At 57.2% G+C, this 21,717-nt stretch carries 15 protein-coding genes, 1 tRNA gene, 2 rRNA genes, 1 pseudogene and 1 riboswitch; of the genes and pseudogenes, 16 read left to right on the top strand and 3 right to left on the bottom strand.

Annotated features, from left to right (window positions below; all coding sequences use genetic code 11):
- The first annotated feature begins 306 nt into the window (after positions 1-306).
- From BTN45_RS13380 to recQ, 4 genes are all read left to right on the top strand, one after another.
- Positions 307-3,106: ribosomal RNA gene (locus BTN45_RS13380) — 23S ribosomal RNA — on the top strand.
- Positions 3,107-3,371: 265 nt separating this feature from the next.
- Positions 3,372-3,486 (top strand): 5S ribosomal RNA (gene rrf / locus BTN45_RS13385).
- Positions 3,487-3,705: 219 nt separating this feature from the next.
- Positions 3,706-3,782, top strand: a tRNA-Met gene (locus tag BTN45_RS13390).
- Positions 3,783-4,182: 400 nt separating this feature from the next.
- Positions 4,183-5,991: a DNA helicase RecQ gene (gene recQ / locus BTN45_RS13395; protein WP_207589741.1), complete on the top strand. Its 1,809-nt coding sequence runs from the start codon at positions 4,183-4,185 to the stop codon at positions 5,989-5,991.
- A 50-nt stretch (positions 5,992-6,041) separates the two neighbouring features.
- Here recQ and BTN45_RS13400 read toward each other — a convergent pair whose 3' ends face one another.
- A complete protein-coding gene (locus BTN45_RS13400) occupies positions 6,042-7,274 on the bottom strand; it encodes an ROK family transcriptional regulator (protein ID WP_004439004.1) in 1,233 nt (410 codons plus the stop codon).
- A 264-nt stretch (positions 7,275-7,538) separates the two neighbouring features.
- Here BTN45_RS13400 and BTN45_RS13405 point away from each other — a divergent pair, with 264 nt between their 5' ends.
- The 9 genes and pseudogenes from BTN45_RS13405 to nrdF all read left to right on the top strand — a co-directional run bounded on the left by BTN45_RS13405 (position 7,539) and on the right by nrdF (position 16,896).
- On the top strand, positions 7,539-8,561 hold the full coding sequence (locus BTN45_RS13405) for a sugar ABC transporter substrate-binding protein (RefSeq protein ID WP_004439006.1): 1,023 nt from the start codon (positions 7,539-7,541) through the stop codon (positions 8,559-8,561).
- 224 nt (positions 8,562-8,785) lie between these two features.
- Positions 8,786-9,868, top strand: a complete 1,083-nt coding sequence (locus BTN45_RS13410) for an ABC transporter permease (protein ID WP_004439008.1) — start codon at positions 8,786-8,788, stop codon at positions 9,866-9,868.
- Positions 9,868-10,650, top strand: coding sequence for an ATP-binding cassette domain-containing protein (locus BTN45_RS13415; protein ID WP_004439010.1), 783 nt, complete (start codon positions 9,868-9,870; stop codon positions 10,648-10,650). Before BTN45_RS13410 ends, BTN45_RS13415 begins: the two co-directional genes overlap by 1 nt.
- The gene (locus BTN45_RS13420; protein WP_207588261.1) at positions 10,647-11,276 is read left to right on the top strand and encodes a nucleoside triphosphate hydrolase; all 630 of its coding nucleotides are present in this window, start codon (positions 10,647-10,649) and stop codon (positions 11,274-11,276) included. Before BTN45_RS13415 ends, BTN45_RS13420 begins: the two co-directional genes overlap by 4 nt.
- Before the next feature lie 132 nt (positions 11,277-11,408).
- Positions 11,409-11,633: riboswitch (cobalamin riboswitch) on the top strand.
- A 295-nt stretch (positions 11,634-11,928) separates the two neighbouring features.
- Entirely contained in the window at positions 11,929-12,159 is a 231-nt protein-coding gene (gene nrdH / locus BTN45_RS13425; RefSeq protein WP_207588262.1) for a glutaredoxin-like protein NrdH, read from the top strand.
- A gap of 11 nt (positions 12,160-12,170) precedes the next feature.
- Positions 12,171-12,569 carry a class Ib ribonucleoside-diphosphate reductase assembly flavoprotein NrdI gene (gene nrdI, locus BTN45_RS13430; protein ID WP_004439016.1) on the top strand — a complete coding sequence of 133 codons (399 nt, stop codon included), beginning with the start codon at positions 12,171-12,173 and terminating at the stop codon, positions 12,567-12,569.
- Positions 12,557-13,816 (top strand): annotated as a pseudogene (locus BTN45_RS13435) (ribonucleotide reductase N-terminal alpha domain-containing protein); the annotation flags it as partial. The gene nrdI and the pseudogene BTN45_RS13435, both read left to right, overlap by 13 nt.
- Positions 13,817-13,880: 64 nt before the next feature.
- Positions 13,881-15,905, top strand: coding sequence for an IS630 family transposase (locus tag BTN45_RS26650; protein ID WP_281434738.1), 2,025 nt, complete (start codon positions 13,881-13,883; stop codon positions 15,903-15,905).
- 16 nt (positions 15,906-15,921) lie between these two features.
- Positions 15,922-16,896 (top strand): class 1b ribonucleoside-diphosphate reductase subunit beta, encoded by a 975-nt coding sequence (gene nrdF / locus BTN45_RS13450; protein WP_045533183.1) that lies wholly within the window; start codon positions 15,922-15,924, stop codon positions 16,894-16,896.
- A gap of 25 nt (positions 16,897-16,921) precedes the next feature.
- On the opposite strand, the gene BTN45_RS13455 is transcribed toward nrdF, so the two are convergent.
- A complete protein-coding gene (locus BTN45_RS13455; protein ID WP_006699837.1) occupies positions 16,922-18,034 on the bottom strand; it encodes an alpha/beta hydrolase in 1,113 nt (370 codons plus the stop codon).
- Positions 18,035-18,186: 152 nt separating this feature from the next.
- On the opposite strand from BTN45_RS13455, the gene recF reads away from it, so the two are divergent.
- Genes recF through BTN45_RS13470 form a run of 3 tightly spaced genes read left to right on the top strand, consistent with a single transcriptional unit; the run spans position 18,187 to position 20,577 of the window.
- Positions 18,187-19,314: a DNA replication/repair protein RecF gene (recF, locus tag BTN45_RS13460; RefSeq protein WP_006699836.1), complete on the top strand. Its 1,128-nt coding sequence runs from the start codon at positions 18,187-18,189 to the stop codon at positions 19,312-19,314.
- A gap of 22 nt (positions 19,315-19,336) precedes the next feature.
- Positions 19,337-20,104, top strand: a complete 768-nt coding sequence (locus BTN45_RS13465) for a molybdopterin-synthase adenylyltransferase MoeB (protein ID WP_037089577.1) — start codon at positions 19,337-19,339, stop codon at positions 20,102-20,104.
- The gene (locus BTN45_RS13470) at positions 20,101-20,577 is read left to right on the top strand and encodes a GNAT family N-acetyltransferase (RefSeq protein ID WP_207588263.1); all 477 of its coding nucleotides are present in this window, start codon (positions 20,101-20,103) and stop codon (positions 20,575-20,577) included. The genes BTN45_RS13465 and BTN45_RS13470 overlap by 4 nt, the downstream gene beginning before the upstream one ends.
- 67 nt (positions 20,578-20,644) lie before the next feature.
- Here the strand turns inward: BTN45_RS13470 and BTN45_RS13475 are convergent, their stop codons facing one another.
- Positions 20,645-21,649 carry a D-glycerate dehydrogenase gene (locus BTN45_RS13475; RefSeq protein ID WP_004439034.1) on the bottom strand — a complete coding sequence of 335 codons (1,005 nt, stop codon included), beginning with the start codon at positions 21,647-21,649 and terminating at the stop codon, positions 20,645-20,647.
- Positions 21,650-21,717 lie beyond the last annotated feature (68 nt).

The following is a 21,717-nucleotide window of genomic DNA, read 5'->3' on the forward strand; positions in this document are numbered from 1 at the left end:
AGTCGGCCGGAATTGGTGGAGGGGTTGGAGGTAGGAAGGATCGCTTGTCCTAGGCATTTTTGTTGTTGGAGCTTTTGCTCCTCTGACGGGAATGCTGGATTGATGTTGCCTGACCGCGCATCACCGGATGATATCTCGAGAAGCTGGTCTTAATGGTATGGCTTCGAGGTGCACCGGCGTGCCCTCAATGAAGACCATACCGACACGTCGATGTCATCGTGACCTGATCTGGTTGTAAAAGGTAACCTGATCTGTCGTTCATCCCTTCGGGATGACGACTTGATGATGAGCATAGACAATGAGAACGAAGAAGTGAATTAAGGGCATTTGGTGGATGCCTTGGCATGCACAGGCGAAGAAGGACGTGATACGCTGCGAAAAGCCGTGGGGAGCTGCGAATAAGCTTTGATCCATGGATCTCCGAATGGGGCAACCCACCTTAAATGCTTGGAAAATCCAGTCTGTTTTAACGAACGGCCTGGGTTTCCAAGCATTGTGATAAGGTATCTTACTTTCGAATACATAGGGGTAAGAAGCGAACGCAGGGAACTGAAACATCTAAGTACCTGCAGGAAAGGACATCAACCGAGACTCCGCAAGTAGTGGCGAGCGAACGCGGACCAGGCCAGTGGCAATGATGAATAAAGCGGAACGATCTGGAAAGGTCGGCCATAGAGGGTGATAGCCCCTTACGCGTAGAACAGTCATTGTCCTTGAGTAGGGCGGGACACGTGAAATCCTGTCTGAACATGGGGAGACCACTCTCCAAGCCTAAGTACTCGTGCATGACCGATAGCGAACAAGTACCGTGAGGGAAAGGTGAAAAGCACCCCGACGAGGGGAGTGAAATAGAACCTGAAACCGGATGCCTACAAACAGTCGGAGCCCGCAAGGGTGACGGCGTACCTTTTGTATAATGGGTCAACGACTTAGTGTAACTAGCAAGCTTAAGCCGGTAGGTGTAGGCGCAGCGAAAGCGAGTCTGAATAGGGCGATTGAGTTAGTTGCATTAGACCCGAAACCGAGTGATCTAGCCATGAGCAGGCTGAAGGTTGGGTAACACCAACTGGAGGGCCGAACCCATAACTGTTGCAATAGTTCGGGATGACTTGTGGCTAGGGGTGAAAGGCCAATCAAACTCGGAAATAGCTGGTTCTCCGCGAAATCTATTTAGGTAGAGCGTCGACCGAATACCCTCGGGGGTAGAGCACTGGATGGGCTATGGGGACTCACCGTCTTACTGATCCTAACCAAACTCCGAATACCGAGGAGTACTAGTCGGCAGACACACGGCGGGTGCTAACGTCCGTCGTGAAAAGGGCAACAACCCTGACCTCCAGCTAAGGTCCCCAAGTCATGGCTAAGTGGGAAAGGATGTGAGGATCCCAAAACAACCAGGATGTTGGCTTAGAAGCAGCCATCATTTAAAGAAAGCGTAACAGCTCACTGGTCTAAATAAGGGTCTTTGCGCCGAAAATGTAACGGGGCTAAAGCCATGCACCGAAGCTGAGGATTTGCACTTTGTGCAAGTGGTAGCGGAGCGTTCCGTAAGTCTGTGAAGGCGGACCCGTGAGGGCTGCTGGAGATATCGGAAGTGCGAATGTTGACATGAGTAACGATAAAGGGAGTGAGAGACTCCCTCGCCGAAAGACCAAGGGTTCCTGCTTAAAGTTAATCTGAGCAGGGTTAGCCGGCCCCTAAGACGAGGCGGACACGCGTAGTCGATGGGAACCACGTTAATATTCGTGGGCCTGGTGGTAGTGACGGATCTCGTGTGTTGTTCAACCTTATTGGATTGGTTGGGCGGCGAAGAGGTTCCAGGAAATAGCTCCACCGTATAGACCGTACCCGAAACCGACACAGGTGGTCAGGTAGAGTATACCAAGGCGCTTGAGAGAACTATGTTGAAGGAACTCGGCAAATTGCACGCGTAACTTCGGAAGAAGCGTGACCCTTTTGTACGCAAGTATGATGGGGTGGCACAGACCAGGGGGTAGCGACTGTTTATCAAAAACACAGGGCTCTGCGAAGTAGCAATACGACGTATAGGGTCTGACGCCTGCCCGGTGCTGGAAGGTTAAAGGGAGGGGTGCAAGCTCTGAACTGAAGCCCCAGTAAACGGCGGCCGTAACTATAACGGTCCTAAGGTAGCGAAATTCCTTGTCGGGTAAGTTCCGACCTGCACGAATGGCGTAACGACTTCCCCGCTGTCTCCAACATAGACTCAGTGAAATTGAATTCCCCGTGAAGATGCGGGGTTCCTGCGGTCAGACGGAAAGACCCCGTGCACCTTTACTATAGCTTTACACTGGCATTCGCCAAGGCATGTGTAGGATAGGTGGTAGGCTTTGAAGCAGGGACGCCAGTTTCTGTGGAGCCATCCTTGAAATACCACCCTTATCTTCGTGGATGTCTAACCGCGGTCCGTTATCCGGATCCGGGACAGTGTATGGTGGGTAGTTTGACTGGGGCGGTCGCCTCCGAAAGAGTAACGGAGGCGCGCGATGGTTAGCTCAGACCGGTCGGAAATCGGTCGTCGAGTGCAATGGCATAAGCTAGCCTGACTGCGAGACTGACAAGTCGAGCAGAGACGAAAGTCGGTCATAGTGATCCGGTGGTCCCGTGTGGAAGGGCCATCGCTCAACGGATAAAAGGTACGCCGGGGATAACAGGCTGATGACCCCCAAGAGTCCATATCGACGGGGTTGTTTGGCACCTCGATGTCGACTCATCGCATCCTGGGGCTGGAGCAGGTCCCAAGGGTATGGCTGTTCGCCATTTAAAGCGGTACGTGAGTTGGGTTCAGAACGTCGTGAGACAGTTCGGTCCCTATCTGCCGTGGGTGTAGGAATATTGACAGGATCTGTCCCTAGTACGAGAGGACCGGGATGGACGTATCTCTGGTGGATCTGTTGTCCTGCCAAGGGCATAGCAGAGTAGCTATATACGGAATGGATAACCGCTGAAGGCATCTAAGCGGGAAACCAACCTGAAAACGAGTGTTCCCTATCAGAGCCGTGGAAGACGACCACGTTGATAGGACGGGTGTGGAAGCACAGCAATGTGTGAAGCTTACCGTTACTAATAGCTCGATCGACTTCTTCGTTCCCATTGTTCATGCTCATCAAGCGAAGCTTGATGATCTGTTCTGTCTTCACGCTGACGTGGCCTTCGGCCACTACGCTGCAGACGGCGCGCCAAACGATTGGCGACGGACTAGCGTCCTGTATGGGCGCCACGCTCGACCTCGAGCAAGGCAACATACGGATAAGTCACAGAAACGACGTGTAAATTAAAAACGAAGCGCAAGCTTCCCAGCTTCTCGAAAACAACGTTCATGTGAAAACATGAACAATGTTGCGTTTTGCCGACCTGGTGGTTATCGCGGGGCGGCTGCACCCGTTCCCATTCCGAACACGGCCGTGAAACGCCCCAGCGCCAATGGTACTTCGTCTCAAGACGCGGGAGAGTAGGTCGCTGCCAGGTCTGCAAAACGCATCAAAAATCTTCTCATCACATCCCTCGGCCCAGCCGAAAAAAAGGGCCGCCAAAAGCGGCCTTTTGCAGTTTAAGACAAAACTTAAGGAAAACGCCAAGTGCGTCCCTTACAGGAGATAAATTGCTCCGCAATTTACTCCGGCAAAGATCCGTCGTCGCTAAAGCAACGACGTAACCGCGACATTCGGCCTTGCCGAATGCGCTGGACGCGGGGTGGAGCAGCCCGGTAGCTCGTCAGGCTCATAACCTGAAGGCCGCAGGTTCAAATCCTGCCCCCGCAACCAAAATTACGAAGAAAGCCAACACGAAAGCCCTCTCCCAAAAGAGGGCTTTCTTGCGTTTTGGGCATAGCATAACACTAGCACAAATCCGGCCCCGAGCACCCGCGCAAGTGGATGCACCCAAACACAGTCGAGCACTCCGAAAACAACCCGGCTTCACAAAGTCTCGGATGCGCCGTGATTCGAAGCCGTGCAATCTGAAGCCATACAGGAAGCCGCTCGTTCCAGGGGTCCCTCCGGGGAGGCCAGACCGGACGGCTTGTGATGTTGGCGTGCCTCAAGCGGCTTCTGTACGCCAACGCCTGACGCAGCTTCTGTCTCTGTGGCCCATTCCACATTCGGGATTGCCATGGAACCGAAACTGGCGATGATGCACCATCCTCCAGACACAGAAGAAGAAGCCGTGAACGACGATCCGTTGCAAATCCTCAAGACCGTTTACGGCTATGACAGCTTCCGTGGGCGACAGGCGGAAATCATTCGGCATGTCATGGCTGGAAACAACGCCTTCGTGCTGATGCCGACGGGTGGCGGAAAGTCACTGTGTTACCAGATTCCCGCGCTCGCCCGCAAAGGCATGGGGCTGATCGTCTCGCCGCTGATCGCGTTGATGGTCGATCAAGTGGCGGCGCTTCGGCAGGCCGGCGTGCGGGCCGAGGCACTCAACTCCGACCTTTCGCCAGAAGAGCGGCGTACGCTCTGGCAGGCCATGCGCTCCGGAAATGTCGATATTCTCTATGCTGCGCCGGAAACCCTTCTCAAACCGGAGGTTCTGGAGGCACTTCAATCCATTGATCTGTCGCTGATCGCTGTCGACGAGGCTCACTGCCTTTCGCAATGGGGGCACGACTTCCGTCCGCCCTATCGCCAACTCGATCTGCTTATCGAGCGTTTTCCGAATACGCCGCGCATGGCGCTGACGGCAACAGCCGACGAACCTACCCGCGCCGAAATCCTCGGCCATCTGGATATCAAAGCGGACGATGCCTTCATCGCGGGTTTCGATCGTCCCAATATCCGCTACGCGATCATGGAAAAGGATAATCCCCGCGCTCAGCTCAGACGTTTTCTGAAAGACCGGGAAGACCAAAGCGGCATCGTTTACTGCCTGTCGAAACGCAAGGTCGAGGAAACGACCGCCTGGCTGCGCGAAGAAGGACGTGACGCACTGCCTTATCATGCTGGCATGGACAAAGCCGCGCGGGAGGAGAACCAGACCCGTTTCCAGCACGGCGAAGCCGTCATCATCGTCGCGACGGTTGCCTTCGGCATGGGCATCGACAAACCGGACGTACGTTTTGTCGTCCATATTGATCTGCCCGGCAGCATTGAAGCCTATTATCAGGAGACCGGCCGCGCAGGCCGTGATGGTCTCCCGTCCGACGTGCTCATGCTCTACGGTTATGAAGACATTGCGTTGCGTAATCGTTTCATCGAGGAATCGGACGCGGCGGATCAGCGCAAACATATGGAGCGGCAAAAGCTGGACGCGCTGCTCGGTCTTGCGGAGACGGCAAGCTGCCGCAGGCAGATATTGCTTTCCTATTTCGGCGACAGATGCGAGCCGTGCGGCAATTGCGATACATGCGCGGAGCCGCCGGATCTGTTCGACGGCGCCATAGCCGCACAAAAACTGCTTTCCTGTATTTACCGTACCGGAGAAAGATTCGGACAAGCCTATGTCATCCGCGTCCTGCTGGGCCTCGAAGACGAAAGGATTTCCCGATTCGGGCATGATCGCATAACCACTTATGGCATCGGTAAGGAGCACGACAATCGCACCTGGCGCGCCATTCTTCGCCAGCTGGTCGCGTTGCGACTGATTGATGTCGATTTGTCCGGACATGGCGGATTGTCCATTTCCGCCGACGGGAGGCAGTTCCTGCGTGAAAAAGCGTCGCTGATGCTGAGAATACCATCTGCGCCCCGTGCAGCCCGGCAGCAGACGCCGCGAAACGCCGCATCGGCCGCCCTGCCAGAGGCTGACCGAGGCCTCTTCGAGGTTCTGCGCGCAAAACGCATGGAAATCGCCCGCGCACAGAACGTTCCGCCTTATGTGATTTTTCACGATAAGACGCTCATCGAGCTTGCCGCCGCAAAACCTGTCTCCGTGAAGGATATGGCGCAGATTCCAGGCGTGGGAGATACCAAACTGGAACGTTACGGTCCAGCCTTTCTTGAGGCGATCATGCAGCATGCCGCCAGCGACTGACCGGCCGACACCCAGAGCAAATCCCGTCGGAATAAGTCACATGAGCCGGGTCAACCGGTCGTGTCTTTAAACAGAACGTTCTGATCGATGAGGTAGCGAGAAAACAAGGGCAGGCTGGCGCCACCGATTGCACGCGCCTGGCTGCCGACGGCGCCTTCGACGATCTCCGGCAGCGTGACGCCCTGAAGATCGTGGCGTTTGAGCGCTTCCCGGGTGGCGGCGACGATCCTCGTCCTGACCCAGTCCGGAAAGCCGCCATCAATGATGACGCTGGAAAAATCGATGATGGATGCTGCGGCGATGACAGCCTGGGCCAAGGCTGCCGCAGTTTTTCCGATCCAGCTTTCCAGCGGTTCGCCAAAATCGATCCATTCGTCGGGCGAGAACCAGAGGGGTCGCGGATCGATGCCCCTTTCGCGCAGCATGTTCTCAAGAACGAAGATGGATGCAATTTTGAGGAGCTGAACGGTATTACCATCCTCCCCCTGGACGGGCAGTGGGCCGATTGCGCCTGCGGTACCTGTCTTTCCGGAAAACAGCGCTGAATTCAGGACAACGCCGCCGCCTATGAAGGAGCCGATAAAGACGTAGAGAAAATCGGTATAGTTCTGGCCGGCGCCAAATACCAGTTCAGCACCGCAGGCGCTGGTTGCGTCATTCTGCAGGAACACCGGGTAGCTGACGTTTTCGGCGATGCCCGCCCGAATATCGACATCCCGCCACCGTTCCATCTCGATCTGCGGCGCCCCGACCTCCTGCGCCCAGTTCCATAGTTCGAACGGGGCGGCGATACCCACACCGGCTATTTTCTGCCGTTCTGCGGGGGAAAGCTTCGATTCCAGTTCCGCCATACCCTCGATCACGAAGGGTAATATCCATTCCGGCAGCGGATAGGGGTAGGTCCTGCGGAGCTTGAGCCTGATGTGGCCGACAAAATCCATCAACACCAGATCGACGCTGCGCCGGCCGATCTTGACACCGAAGGAGAACACGGCGTCGGGATTGAGGCGCATTGGGGTCGATGGTTGGCCGACCCTGCCGCGCAGCCTTTCGCCGCGGATGAGAAGTCCGTCCTTTTCGAGTGAGCGCATGATAACCGAAACGGTCTGCGCGGAGAGACCACAAAGTCTGGCAATTTCGGCTTTTGACAACCCGCCATGGCGGCGAACGAGGGAGAGCACAAGCCGCTCGTTATAAGCGCGCACACCGATCTGGTTGGCGCCACCGCTCATATCCATGGTAGTGGGCGGCGCTTGCTGCGCCGTCTCGACAGATTGTCTCATAATGTCATCCTCCCGCCTTCCATATCTGCCGCGGCCGATACAGCTGGCTTTATGGCAATCTTGCTATCGCAACGTAAACGTCATTGGCGATATTCCTCCATGCCGGGCCTCAGAATGCCACACAGAATTAATAATTCAATCGGATTTATTTATTGACAGCCGTTTCCTTTGGTGGTTCCATCGGAGCTAACGATCATTGTTCTCGGAGGAGACGAGATCGTCGGGTAGCCGAATAGGTGCTCAAATATCCATTGGGAGGATCTCATGAAGACCACTGTTTCCGCTCTTCTGGGCGCGCTTGCGCTTGGCGTTTCTTTCGCTTCCGCCGCTTCCGCCGCCGACACATCTGTTTGCCTCATCACCAAGACCGACACCAATCCATTCTTCGTCAAGATGAAGGAAGGCGCGACTGCCAAGGCCAAGGAGCTTGGTGTGACGCTGAAATCCTACGCAGGCAAGATCGACGGCGATTCCGAAAGCCAGGTCGCAGCGATCGAGACCTGCATCGCCGATGGCGCCAAAGGTATTCTGATCACAGCATCGGATACCAAAGGCATCGTTCCGGCCGTGCAAAAGGCACGTGATGCGGGGCTTCTGGTCATTGCCCTCGACACGCCTCTGGAGCCTGTCGATGCCGCTGATTCCACCTTTGCCACCGACAATCTTCTGGCTGGCGAGCTGATCGGTAAGTGGGCCGCCGGCACGCTGGGCGACAAGGCCAAGGACGCAAAAATCGCCTTCCTCAACCTCACCCCTTCCCAGCCGACTGTGGATGTGCTGCGCAACCAGGGCTTCATGAAGGGCTTTGGCATTGATGTGAAGGACATCAACAAGATCGGTGACGAGAACGACCCGCGTATCGTCGGCCACGATGTCACCAATGGTAACGAGGAAGGCGGCCGTGCGGCGATGGAGAATCTGCTGCAGAAGGACCCGACCATCAATGTCGTCCACACCATCAACGAACCTGCGGCTGCCGGCGCTTATGAGGCGCTGAAGGCCGTCGGCCGTGAAAAGGACGTGCTGATCGTTTCCGTCGATGGTGGTTGCCCGGGCGTCAAGAACGTCGCGGAGGGCGTTATCGGCGCGACCTCGCAGCAATATCCGCTGCTGATGGCGGCGCTTGGCGTCGAAGCCGTCAAGAAGTTTGCGGACACGGGTGAAAAGCCGAAGCCGACAGCAGGCAAGAACTTTGTCGACACCGGCGTGACGCTGGTAACCGACAAGCCGGTCAAGGGCCTCGACTCGATCGATACGAAGGAAGGTCTCAACAAATGCTGGGGCTGATGCCTCACCGTTGAAACCCGCGGGGGCATTCGTGCCCCCGCCCTTGGGCCAGAATGAATATCAGGCACGATCCGGGGGATCGGACAAAGGAACAAACGAGCGCGTTGCGCGCCCTTCGGGGATGACAAAGGCCGCTTCAACACTTTGAAATCTACGCATCACTCTCTTTGGAGATAGACCTCGGTGTCAGGGCGGATGCGATGGAGCGATCGGGAGGAAAATCCATGAGCGATCAGCCGGTGCGGGCTCAGCCGCATAATGAATTTGAAAAAGTGCTCTCCGGAAGTTCGACGCAGGTCGCCGCTTTCGATACGCACGACAAGAGCGCGCTGGAAAAATTCCAGCACTTTCTCCATTCCAGCCCGGCAGCCGTGCCGCTTATCGTTCTGGTGCTGTCGCTGATTATTTTCGGCCTGCTCCTTGGCGGCAAGTTTTTCTCGGCCTTTTCGCTGACCCTCATCCTGCAGCAGGTCGCGATCGTCGGCATCGTCGGCGCGGCACAGTCGCTGGTCATCCTGACGGCGGGCATAGACCTTTCGGTCGGCGCGATCATGGTTCTGTCCTCGGTCGTCATGGGGCAGTTCACTTTCCGTTACGGTCTGCCAGCGGAGCTCTCCATTCTCTGTGGTCTCGCCGTTGGCGCATTTTGCGGCTTCATAAACGGCGTTCTGGTTTCGCGCATGCGCCTGCCGCCTTTTATCGTCACGCTTGGCATGTGGCAGATCGTGCTCGCGACCAACTTCCTCTATTCCGCAAATGAGACGATCCGGGCTCAGGATATTGCCCAGCAGGCACCGATCCTGCAATTTTTCGGCGCCAATCTTCGTATAGGCAATGCGGTCTTCACTTACGGCGTGATCGCCATGGTTCTGCTTGTTGCTCTGCTCTGGTATGTCCTGAACCGCACCGCCTGGGGCCGCCATCTTTATGCCGTGGGTGACGATCCGGATGCCGCAGAGCTCGCCGGTGTCAACGTCAAACGTATGCTGACCACTGTTTACACCCTGTCAGGCCTCATCTGCGCCTTTGCCGGTTGGGCTCTCATCGGCCGCATCGGGTCGGTTTCGCCGACTGCTGGCCAATTCGCCAATATCGAATCCATCACGGCGGTGGTTATCGGCGGTCTGTCACTGTTCGGTGGACGCGGCTCCATCATGGGCATGATCTTCGGCGCCCTGATCGTCGGCGTCTTTTCGCTCGGCCTCAGGCTTATTGGGACAGACCCGCAATGGACCTATTTGTTGATCGGCGTCCTCATCATCTTGGCTGTCGCAATCGACCAGTGGATCAGAAAGGTAGCAGGCTGATGACAAAAGAACCCATTCTCACAGCACGCAATCTCGTTAAGCGCTATGGCCGTGTGACCGCCCTGGATCACGCCGATTTCGATCTCTACCCGGGCGAAATCCTGGCCGTGATCGGCGACAACGGCGCCGGAAAATCCTCTCTCATCAAGGCGATTTCAGGCGCGGTTACGCCCGATGAGGGGGAAATCCGGCTGGAGGGCCAGCCTGTGCAGTTCCGTTCGCCGATTGAGGCGCGCAAGGCGGGTATTGAGACCGTCTATCAAAACCTGGCCTTGTCTCCTGCACTTTCCATCGCCGACAATATGTTTCTTGGCCGGGAAATCCGTAAGCCCGGCATACAGGGCAGCCTCTTCCGCGCGCTGGATCGTCCGGCCATGGAAAAATTCGCCCGCGAAAAACTGTCGGAACTCGGCCTGATGACGATCCAGAACATCAATCAGGCGGTGGAAACCCTCTCGGGCGGTCAGCGCCAGGGCGTCGCGGTGGCACGTGCAGCCGCCTTCGGTTCCAAGGTCGTGATCCTCGACGAACCGACTGCCGCGCTTGGGGTCAAGGAAAGCCGCCGTGTCCTGGAACTTATTCTCGACGTGCGTTCCCGCGGCCTGCCGATCGTTCTGATCTCGCATAACATGCCGCATGTTTTCGAGGTTGCCGACCGCATCCATATCCATCGGCTTGGCAAGCGCCTGTGCGTCATCAACCCGAAGGACTATTCCATGTCGGATGCCGTCGCCTTCATGACCGGTGCCAAGGAAGCACCGAAGGAAACGCTCGCCGCATGACGCTGAAGCTTGAGACGATCGTCGAAGAGGTTTTTCAGCGGGCAGAAGGCCACTCCCGTTTCATCGTCGCGATTGCCGGTCCCCCTGGGGCCGGCAAATCCACGTTGGCGGATGCTCTTTGCGGCGCCTTGCGCGCACGGGGCGAAACGGCCGCCATTCTGCCCATGGACGGCTTCCATATGGACAATGGCATCCTCGAAGAGCGAGGACTGCTGCCAAGGAAGGGTGCGCCGGAAACATTCGATGTGCGTGGCTTCCTCGATATCGTCTCCGCCGTTCGCAAGGGCGGGCAGGAGGTGCTTGTCCCGGTGTTTGATCGCTCCCGTGAAATCGCCATCGCGTCTGCCCGTGCGATTGCTCCGGAAACACGCTTCATCCTCGCCGAGGGCAATTATCTGCTGCTGAAAGAAGCGCCCTGGACAAACCTTTCCGGGAGCTTTGATCTCACTATCTTCGTGGGTCCGTCCGTAGCGGTGCTGGAAGAGAGGCTGCGAAACAGATGGCTGGGTTATGGTCTCGATGCAGCTCAGATCCACGCAAAGCTTTTCGCAAACGATCTTCCCAACGGAAAAAGGGTGATCGAAAACACCCGTCCTGCCGATATCCACATCGATATCTGGGAATAGATTAACATCTTCATCTCCCGCGCGGTGTGTCCGGCCCGCCGTTAAGTCATTGTTGGCCATGTGTTGAATCTTTTTGATCCACAGGGCGGGGCTTTTGTGTGTCTATTTATTGACGAAAAAATTTCCTCATATACTATATGTGGTGTTCGAGGTTCTTCCGATTCGCAAGGATTGGGAGCTAAGACGGGAATTCGGTGCGTAACGCCATCGTGGTGAAGCAAGGCCGAAACTGCCCCCGCAACTGTAAGCGGCGAGCATCGTTCCGATTTGAGTCACTGGAGCTGAGCGCTCCGGGAAGGCCGGAATAGATGTTGTGACCCGCAAGTCAGGAGACCTGCCTTGAGCGCAAACGTCCACGGGCGGGGTGTCCGGAGGAAGGTGTAGACGCAGATGATTTGCGTGCGCCTTTTTCTGCCCCCTCCAGAACAAGCTTCGGGGTGAAGTCATGCCAGTGCATATTTTTGAGTTGCTACGCTCATCTGCGTAGGGAGTGATTTTCTGCGGCTTTCAGCAGTTCCAGGAGAACCAGTCGGAGTTCCCGAGAAAACTCCGAGAGAGCACGCCCTACCTGAATGACAAAACCACCGCCGCCCGATTGCGATTGCAATCGGCAACGCTTTGCCGCGTCCAAAATAGCTTCGAAAGGGAAATTATGACCATCACCGTTTACAGCAAACCCGCCTGCGTCCAGTGCACCGCCACCTATCGCGCACTCGACCGCATAGGCGTTCCCTATGAGATCGTCGATATTTCCGAAGATGCTGACGCTCTCGATCATGTCCGTGGTCTCGGTTACATGCAGGTTCCGGTGGTGGTTGCCGGTGAACGCCATTGGGCGGGGTTCCGGCCGGACATGATCGGCTCGATCGGCTCGATCGGCTGAGGCGGCAGGCGATGGGTCTGATCGTCTATTATTCCAGTCGTTCCGAAAACACCCATCGTTTCCTTCTGAAACTGGGGCGGCGGTTGCTTCGCCTGCCGCTCGGCGCTGAGGATGACGTGCCTCAGGTGTCGGAACCCTATGTGCTCGTCACGCCCACCTATGGCGGCGGCGGCACCAAGGGTGCCGTGCCGAAGCCGGTCATCCGGTTTTTAAACGAACCCTCCAACCGCAATCTCATTCGCGGCGTCATCGCGGCGGGAAACACCAATTTTGGCGCAGCTTTCGCATCCGCCGGAGACATCGTCTCGCGCAAATGCGCGGTGCCGTTTCTCTATCGCTTCGAGCTTCTCGGCACTGAGGAGGATGTCGCCAACGTCAAACATGGATTGGAACGATTTTGGACACGCTGACCGCTAACGCGCTGCGCAAGGACACCAAACAGCCAACAGCCGCAAGCCAGACGCCGCTCGATGCAGGCCTGGACTACCACGCGCTGAACGCGATGTTGAACCTTTATGACGAGAACGGAAAAATCCAGCTCGACAAGGATCGTCTTGCTGCCCGTCAATATTTCCTCCAGCACGTCAACCAGAACACGGTGTTTTTCCATAACCTCAGGGAAAAGCTCGATTATCTGGTAGCGGAGGGCTACTACGAACAGGAGGTGCTGGACCAGTATTCCTTCAATTTCGTTCGTGACCTCTATGACGAGGCCTATGCCCGGAAGTTTCGCTTTCCGACCTTCCTCGGTGCGTTCAAATATTACACCTCCTACACGCTGAAGACCTTCGACGGAAAACGTTATCTGGAGCGTTACGAGGATCGCGTCTGCATGGTGGCGCTTTCCCTTGCGCGCGGTGATGAGCAGCTGGCGCGCAATCTGGTCGACGAGATCATTTCCGGCCGCTTCCAGCCAGCGACCCCGACGTTCCTGAACGCGGGCAAGAAGAGCCGCGGCGAGCTGGTCTCCTGTTTCCTGCTGCGCGTGGAAGACAATATGGAAAGCATCGGCCGCTCCATCAATTCGGCGCTGCAGCTCTCCAAGCGCGGCGGCGGCGTTGCCCTTTCACTGACCAATATTCGCGAGGCTGGCGCGCCGATCAAACAGATCGAAAACCAGTCCTCCGGTGTCATACCCGTGATGAAGCTACTGGAAGATTCGTTTTCCTATGCCAACCAGCTCGGCGCCCGCCAGGGTGCGGGTGCTGTCTATCTGCATGCCCACCATCCCGACATCATGCGTTTCCTCGATACCAAGCGTGAAAACGCCGACGAAAAAATCCGCATCAAGACCCTGTCGCTCGGCGTCGTCATCCCCGACATCACCTTCGAGCTCGCCCGTAACAACGAGGATATGTATCTGTTCTCTCCCTATGATGTGGAGCGGGTCTACGGCGTGCCCTTCACCGAAATCTCGGTGACGGAAAAATACCACGAGATGGTCGCCGACAGCCGCATCCGCAAGAAGAAGATCAAGGCGCGCGAATTCTTCCAGGTGATCGCCGAAATCCAGTTCGAGAGCGGTTATCCCTACATCATGTTTGAGGATACGGTGAACCGCGCCAATCCGATTGCCGGTCGCATCAGCATGAGCAATCTCTGCTCGGAAATCCTGCAGGTCAGCGAAGCGAGCGCGTTCAACGCCGATCTCTCCTATTCACCTGGAACCAAAGTAAGCCTCATTTTGTTCAGCTTCTGTCACAAGAGCAGGAGTTTGTTTTATGGTTGGCAGGCAGGCGGACCTCGTCGTTCTGAGCGACGAGGATAGAAATTTCCTCGAATCTCAGGTGCGCCGGCATAAAGCGCCACGCTCCTTGTCGGATCGGTGCCGAATGGTCTTGCTGTGCGCGCAGGGTCTGCGGAGCAAGGATGTAGCCGAGCGGCTCGGGGTCCACGAGCACACGGTAGGCAAGTGGCGCCGCCGGTTCGTACACGATGGTATCGAAGGACTGACGGACGAATACCGGACAGGTCGGCCACGAACTGTCTCTGATGCTCAGGTTGCCGAGGTCGTCGAGCGTACATTGAATGCCACTCCAAAGGATGCCACGCACTGGTCCATTCGTTCGATGGCTGCCGACAGCGGGCTGTCACACACCACCATCCGCCGGATATGGACGGCATTTGGTCTGCAGCCGCATCGTGCCGAGACATTCAAGCTTTCTTCCGATCCCCTCTTCGTTGACAAGGTGCAAGACATCGTCGGTCTTTACATGTCACCGCCGGATCGGGCAGTCGTGCTTTGCGTGGATGAGAAATCGCAAATCCAGGCATTGGATCGCGAGCAGCCCGTTCTGCCCATGGCGCCGGGTGTCGCCGAACGGCGCACCCATACCTACGTCCGCAATGGCACAACGTCGCTGTTCGCCGCGCTCGACATTGCCACTGGTGCGGTGATCGGTCATTGCTACAAGCGTCACCGGGCCACCGAATTCCTCGACTTCCTGAAGCGGATTGACGCCGAAATGCCCAATGGACCGGATGTGCATCTAGTGATGGACAACTATGCGACCCACAAGACGCCGAGGATCAAGGCCTGGCTTGCTCGCCGTCCACACTGGCATGTTCACTTCACACCAACTTCAGCATCCTGGATCAACCAGGTCGAGCGGTGGTTTGCAGAGCTAACGCGAAAGCAGTTGCAGCGCGGCGTACATCGTTCCACCGCAGAACTGGAAGCCGACATCCACGCCTTCATCGAAACCCACAACGAGAACCCCACCCCATACAAGTGGGTCAAGTCCGCCGACCAAATCCTCGCCTCGGTCAAGCGATTCTGCCAGAAAACAATGAGCCGAACTTCAGATTCAGGTGACTATAGTCACATGGGCAAGGATATTTCCTGCAATCTCGGTTCATTGAATATCGCCGCGGCAATGGATTCGGCCGATTTCGGGAAGACCATTGAAACCTCCATCAGGGCACTGACGGCGGTGTCGGACATGAGCCACATCTCCTCCGTTCCGTCTGTTGAAAAGGGAAATGACGAAAGCCATGCCATCGGGCTCGGTCAGATGAACCTGCACGGTTATCTGGCGCGCGAGCGCATCTTTTATGGCTCGGAGGAAGGCATAGATTTCACCAATATCTATTTCTACACCGTGACGTATCACGCTATCCGCGCCAGCAACCGGCTGGCGGTGGAAAGAGGCCAGAGCTTCAAGGGCTTTGAAAACTCCAAATATGCCTCGGGCGAATATTTCGACAAATATACCGACCGGGAATGGTTGCCCGCGACGGAAAAGGTCCGCGACTTGTTCGAAAAGGCCGGTATCGCCATTCCGACCCAGGAAGACTGGAAGGTCTTGAAGCAGGAGGTCATGGCATCAGGCCTCTATAACCAGAACCTGCAGGCAGTGCCGCCGACAGGCTCGATCTCCTATATCAACCACTCCACATCCTCCATTCATCCGATCGTCTCGAAGATCGAAATCCGTAAAGAGGGCAAGATCGGCCGAGTTTATTACCCGGCTTCTTATCTCTCGAACGACAATCTCGAGTATTACCAGGATGCCTATGAGATTGGCCCTGAAAAGATCATTGATACCTACGCGGCGGCCACCCAGCATGTCGATCAGGGCCTGTCTCTGACGCTGTTCTTCCGTGATACGGCCACGACCCGCGACATCAACCGGGCACAGATTTATGCCTGGAAGAAGGGCATCAAGACCATCTACTACATCCGTTTGCGCCAGATGGCGCTGGAAGGCACGCAGGTTCAGGGCTGCGTTTCCTGCACGCTCTGATTTGAGGGACAAGACAATGAACATCGCCGTAAAACCTGTGTCCCGCATCCGCGCGGTCAACTGGAACCGCATCGAGGACGACAAGGACCTGGAAGTCTGGAACCGCCTGACCTCGAATTTCTGGCTGCCGGAAAAGGTGCCGCTTTCCAACGACATCCCCTCCTGGGGAACACTGAGGCCCGAGGAGCAGAAACTGACGATCCGTGTCTTCACCGGCCTGACATTGCTGGACACAATCCAGAACGGCGTCGGCGCGGTGCGCCTGATGGCAGATTCGGCAACACCGCATGAGGAGGCGGTTCTCTCAAACATTTCATTCATGGAAGCGGTGCACGCCCGGTCCTATTCATCGATCTTCTCGACGCTCTGCCTGACACCTGACGTCGATGATGCCTATCGCTGGTCGGAGGAAAACGAGTTCCTGCAGCGCAAATCCGCACTGATCATGCGGGAATATGACAGCGGCGATCCGCTGAAGAAAAAGATCGCCAGCGTGTTTCTGGAAAGCTTCCTGTTCTATTCCGGCTTCTACCTGCCGATGTTCTGGTCAAGCCGCGCCAAGCTTACCAACACGGCGGACCTGATCCGCCTGATCATCCGCGACGAGGCCGTGCACGGCTATTATATCGGCTACAAGTTCCAAAGGACGATAGACCGCCTTAATGAAAACGAAAGGCAGGAGATCAAGGATTTCGCCTTCGACCTGCTTCTTGAGCTTTACGATAACGAGGCAAAATATACCGAGGACCTCTATGACGGCGTCGGCCTGACCGAGGACGTCAAGCAGTTCCTGCACTACAACGCCAATAAGGCCCTGATGAATCTGGGTTACGAGGCACTGTTTCCCGCCGAGGCTTGCCGGGTCAATCCGGCGATCCTTTCAGCGCTCTCGCCCAATGCAGATGAGAACCACGACTTCTTCTCCGGCTCCGGTTCGTCCTACGTCATCGGCAAGGCGGTCGCGACCGAGGACGAAGACTGGGACTTTTGAAACCTTCGGGTAACCCGCAGTATTTTTACTGCGGGTTCACCACCTGGCTGGCAAGTCGGAAGGGGCTCGATACGGTCGCGCCGATAGCATCGAACACGAAAGCGCCCGCACGGCCGATGCCGTTTTGTCCATTGCCGTTGCGGCTTGCCTCCAGCTGCGGCACGAGTGACGCCAAAGCAGCATAGCGGTCGTGGTTGAGCGGGTCCGACGCCTTCAGCTTGGAAATATCCACGAACTGAACGCCCTCCTTGAGGGCGGCGTCCTGCACCTTCGGATCCGTGACGTCAAGTGCGCCGATCCGCGTGACGTCCGCGCCCAGTATGGAGGAGGCTTTCAGGGCGCGGTCGTCCTTGGAAACCAGAACGGTGAGCGGCGGGTTGAGCCGGCCAACCACCTCGATCTGTTTGCGGAAGACATCGGCATCGATGTCGGGCGCGGCAAGAACCACCTGCAGCTTGGCAATAACGTCGCTTCGCCCCTCGAAACGCAATTGGCGTAGCGCTTCCATGACCAGCCAGCCGCCCATGCTATGGCCGAAAACGACAATGTTCTTGCGTGGAGAATGGCGTGTGAGGTCTGTCAGCAGATTGGCGAGTGCGTCACGGGAGTAGGTCGCCGATTCCTTGTCGGCAACGTAGCCGGCGACATTCGCCTGCGAGGGCCAGGAGAATACCAGCGGCACACCATCCAGATTGGCATCAGCTGCCATCTGCGCTGCCCGGAAAAGCGCTTCCTGATAGCTGTAATTATAGCCATGCACGAAAAGCGCAATCTGCTTGCCGGAGCGGGTGATATCTCCGAGGTCATCGTTGAAACGAGCCTTGCTCAACATCTGCGCCTGCGTGACGACAAAATCCTTCTTCGCGTCGGGTTTGCCGGTCGACCACTCAATTTTTCCACTCTTGTGGGTGGGCGGTATCGAAATGTCGAAGCGGGCATAATTCGGTTCGGCCGCTCTGAGCGCACTGAAGCCCTTTTGGGCCTCCTCGCTTTTTTCGCGCGTGCTTGCCACATAGGCGGTCACGATTTTGGCATCCTTCGCCCTGGTGTCGACCGCTTGCAGCACGTCCGCTCCCGGCCGTCCGGCGCAGGAGGAAAGAAGACCGAGCATGATGAAAAGAGGCAGGAGGAGACGCATGGAAGAGTTACCGGTGATAACGAACCGGCTATAAATAACCGCCCGCTAAAAAAGTTGCCACTACTGAATAATTCGCATGGTTTCGGCGCTAGGCAATAAACATGGACAAGAGCCGCCTTGCCATCGGGGCAGCTTCGTTTTAGGCCGTAACCATGACGAACAAGGTCTCGCTTTCCCGACTGAAACTCACGGACTTCCGCAACTACGCGGTGGCGTCGCTTTCCCTGGATGACCGCCATGTGGTGCTGACCGGCGACAATGGGTCCGGCAAGACCAACCTTCTGGAGGCGGTGTCGTTTCTGTCGCCCGGACGCGGACTTCGCCGCGCGGTCCTGTCCGACGTCACGCGCGTGGGTGCGGAAGCCACCGGCTTTTCTATTTTCGCAGATGTCGATGGCATGGATGGCGAGGTCGCGATCGGCACGGGGATTGAAGGCGATGGCGAGGTGGTGTCGCGCCGGCTGCGGCTGAACGGCACGGCAGTCAAATCCGTCGATGAATTGACCGACCATCTGCGTGTCCTGTGGCTCACCCCCGCCATGGACGGCCTTTTTACAGGCTCATCGTCTGACCGCCGGCGTTTCCTTGACCGACTTGTGCTTTCGCTTGATCCCGCCCATGGTCGACGCGCCAGCGATTTTGACAAAGCCATGCGTGGGCGTAACAGACTGCTTTCCGAGGGCCGTTTTGATCCGGTCTGGCTGGACGGTATCGAAAAGCAGATGGCTGAACTCGGCATCTCCATGGCGGTTGCCCGTTATGAGATGCTCGGCCTGCTCCGGAGTTTGATCGAAGGGCGGAGGGGCGATGCGGCCTTCCCCTCAGCGACGCTGTCGCTTTCCGGCTTTATGGATGATGGCCTCAACCGTCCCGCCGTCGATCTGGAAGACGAATATGGCTTGATGCTGCGTGAAGGTCGCTACCGGGACGCTGCCGCCGGGCGCACGCTTGATGGGCCGCACCGTGTCGATCTCTTCGTGCGGCATGCGGAAAAGGACATGGAAGCCGAACGCTGTTCGACGGGGGAGCAGAAGGCGCTGCTGGTGGGTCTGGTGCTCGCGCATGCGCAGCTGACCGCCAACATGACGGGTTATGCACCGGTTCTGCTGCTGGACGAGATTGCCGCTCATCTGGACGAGGGCAGGCGGGCGGCATTGTTCGATCTCATCCACGCGCTGGGGGGACAGAGTTTCATGACTGGAACGGATGCGGCCATGTTCTCCGCCCTTGGCGAGCGGGCACAATTCTTCAATGTATCCCACGGGAGCATCACCGCATGAAGGCAAAGAGAGGGAGTGCGACATGGACCCGCTGAGCCCGGAAGAAATAGAACGCTACAAACGCCATATCCTGCTGCCGGAAATCGGCGGTGCAGGCCAGCAACGGCTGAAGGCCGCGCGCGTGCTGGTCATCGGGGCGGGTGGTCTCGGTGCGCCGGTGCTTCATTATCTCGCCGCCGCCGGCGTCGGCACACTCGGCATGATCGACGATGACGTCGTGTCTCTCTCCAACCTTCAGCGCCAGGTGATCCACGATAGCGGGACGATTGGCGAGCAGAAGACGGAAAGTGCCCGAAAGGCCATTGCTCGCCTTAACCCTCATGTGCGTACAATCGTGTACGAAGACCGCTTTTCGCAGGTCTGGGCGCATGATCATTTGCAATCTTTCGATCTCCTGATTGACGGATCGGACAATTTCGACACTCGATATTCCGCAGCGGACGCGGCGGAAACGGCAAAAAGGCCGCTGGTGACGGGCGCCGTTGGCCGTTTTGATGGTTCTGTGACGGTGCTGAAGCCCTATGAAACAAATGCCGAAGGCACGTTGCTGCCCGGCTATCGTGACCTGTTTCCCGAGCCGCCGCCGCAGGGGCTCATCCCGAATTGTGCGGAAACAGGGATTGTCGGCGCGCTGACGGGCGTTATCGGCACGCTGATGGCCATGGAGGCGATCAAGCTGATCACCGGTGCCGGCGAACCGCTGATTGGCCGTCTGCTCCTCTATGACGCCCTGTCGGCGCGTTTCGAAACAGTGCGATACAAGCGGCGTCAAGGGACAAAGAAAACATGATGGAAATCAAAAGAATTGGCGACGACTTCGACCGCTGGCATGAATTGCTGGCGCTTATCATGACGTCCTTCGCTTACATGGATGGCGTCATCGACCCACCATCTTCAGCCCATCGCTTGACGCCTGAAAATCTTGCCGAAAAGGCAAGGGCGGAGATTGCTTTCGTGGTTTTGGACGGGAATGACCTGCTGGGCTGCCTTTTCTGCAGGCCGGAGCTGCCATCCTGTCTTTACGTCGGCAAATTGTGCGTTTCCCCGAAAGCGCAGGGAAAGGGCATCGGTAAAATGTTGCTGGCGCAAGCCGAGGCCCTGGCCCGTGAACTGGCGCTGCCGGCGCTACGGCTGGAAACCCGGATTGAGCTTGTCGCCAATCATGCAAAGTTCGGGGCTTGGGGTTTCGTCAAGACGGCAGAAAATGCCCATGCGGGATATGATCGCACGACCTCGATCGAGATGACCAAGATCCTCGGCTGAAGCGACTTCCCTCCGGCGCGATTGGCAAGAACCGGGAGGTCCGATCTTCGGGCCTCTGTCTCAGAACTCAGTTTCGCCCGGGCAACACCCGGTTCGGCGGGCGGTGACCATCGAACAGCGTGCGTATATTGATGATGACCTTGTCACCCATCTCGATGCGGCCTTCGATTGTCGCTGAACCCATATGTGGAAGCAGCACCACCTTGCCTTCCTTGGCAAGCTTGATGAGCTTGGGGTTCACCGCGGGCTCGTTCTCGTAGACATCCAGTCCAGCGCCGGCGATCTTGCCCTCGCGCAGGCACTGGATCATCGCTGCCTCATCGATGATGTCGCCGCGCGCGGTATTGACGATGTAGCTCGTCGGCTGCATCAGCGCGAGCCGCCGGGCGGAAATCAGGTGATAGGTCGCGGGCGTCGAAGGGCAGTTGACGGAAACGATGTCCACCCGCGCCAGCATCTGGTCGAGACTGTCCCAATAGGTCGCTTCGAGCTCCGCCTCCGTCGCCGGATTGACGCGTTTGCGGTTGTGATAGTGAATGGAAAGCCCGAAAGCCTTGGCGCGCCGCGCCACCGCGGTGCCGATGCGGCCCATCCCGACAATACCGATACGCTTGCCGGAAATGCGCCGTCCCAGCATCCAGGTTGGTGACCAGCCGAGCCACTCATCCGCGCCATTGGCAAGCACGCGTGTGCCCTCTATCATGCGGCGCGGTACGGCCAGCACCAGCGCCATGGTGATATCGGCGCTGTCCTCGGTCAGTACGTTGGGCGTGTTCGTCACGGTGATGCCCTTGCGGGCCGCGGCGTCCACATCCACATGGTCGATGCCGTTGGAGAAACTCGCGATCAGCTTCAGCTGCGGTCCAGCCTGCTCGATCATCGGGGCGGTAATGCGATCGGTGACCGTTGGCACCAGCACGTCCACCCGCTGCATGGCGGCGACCAGTTCTTCCTCGCTGCGCGGGGTGTCATCGATATTGAGTTCTGCGTCGAAAAGTTCGCGCATTCGGGTTTCGACGACATCAGGCAATTTGCGGGTGATATAGACTGTCGGTCTCTTCTTGGGGGTCATCGTTTGCCGCTGCCTTGTTCAGAAGTCATTAACCAGAAAGAGCGATAATTTCTTTCAATCAGGGCGTT

It is taken from the genome of Rhizobium sp. ZX09 (genome assembly GCF_017357485.1).
Classification (GTDB): domain Bacteria; phylum Pseudomonadota; class Alphaproteobacteria; order Rhizobiales; family Rhizobiaceae; genus Agrobacterium; species Agrobacterium pusense.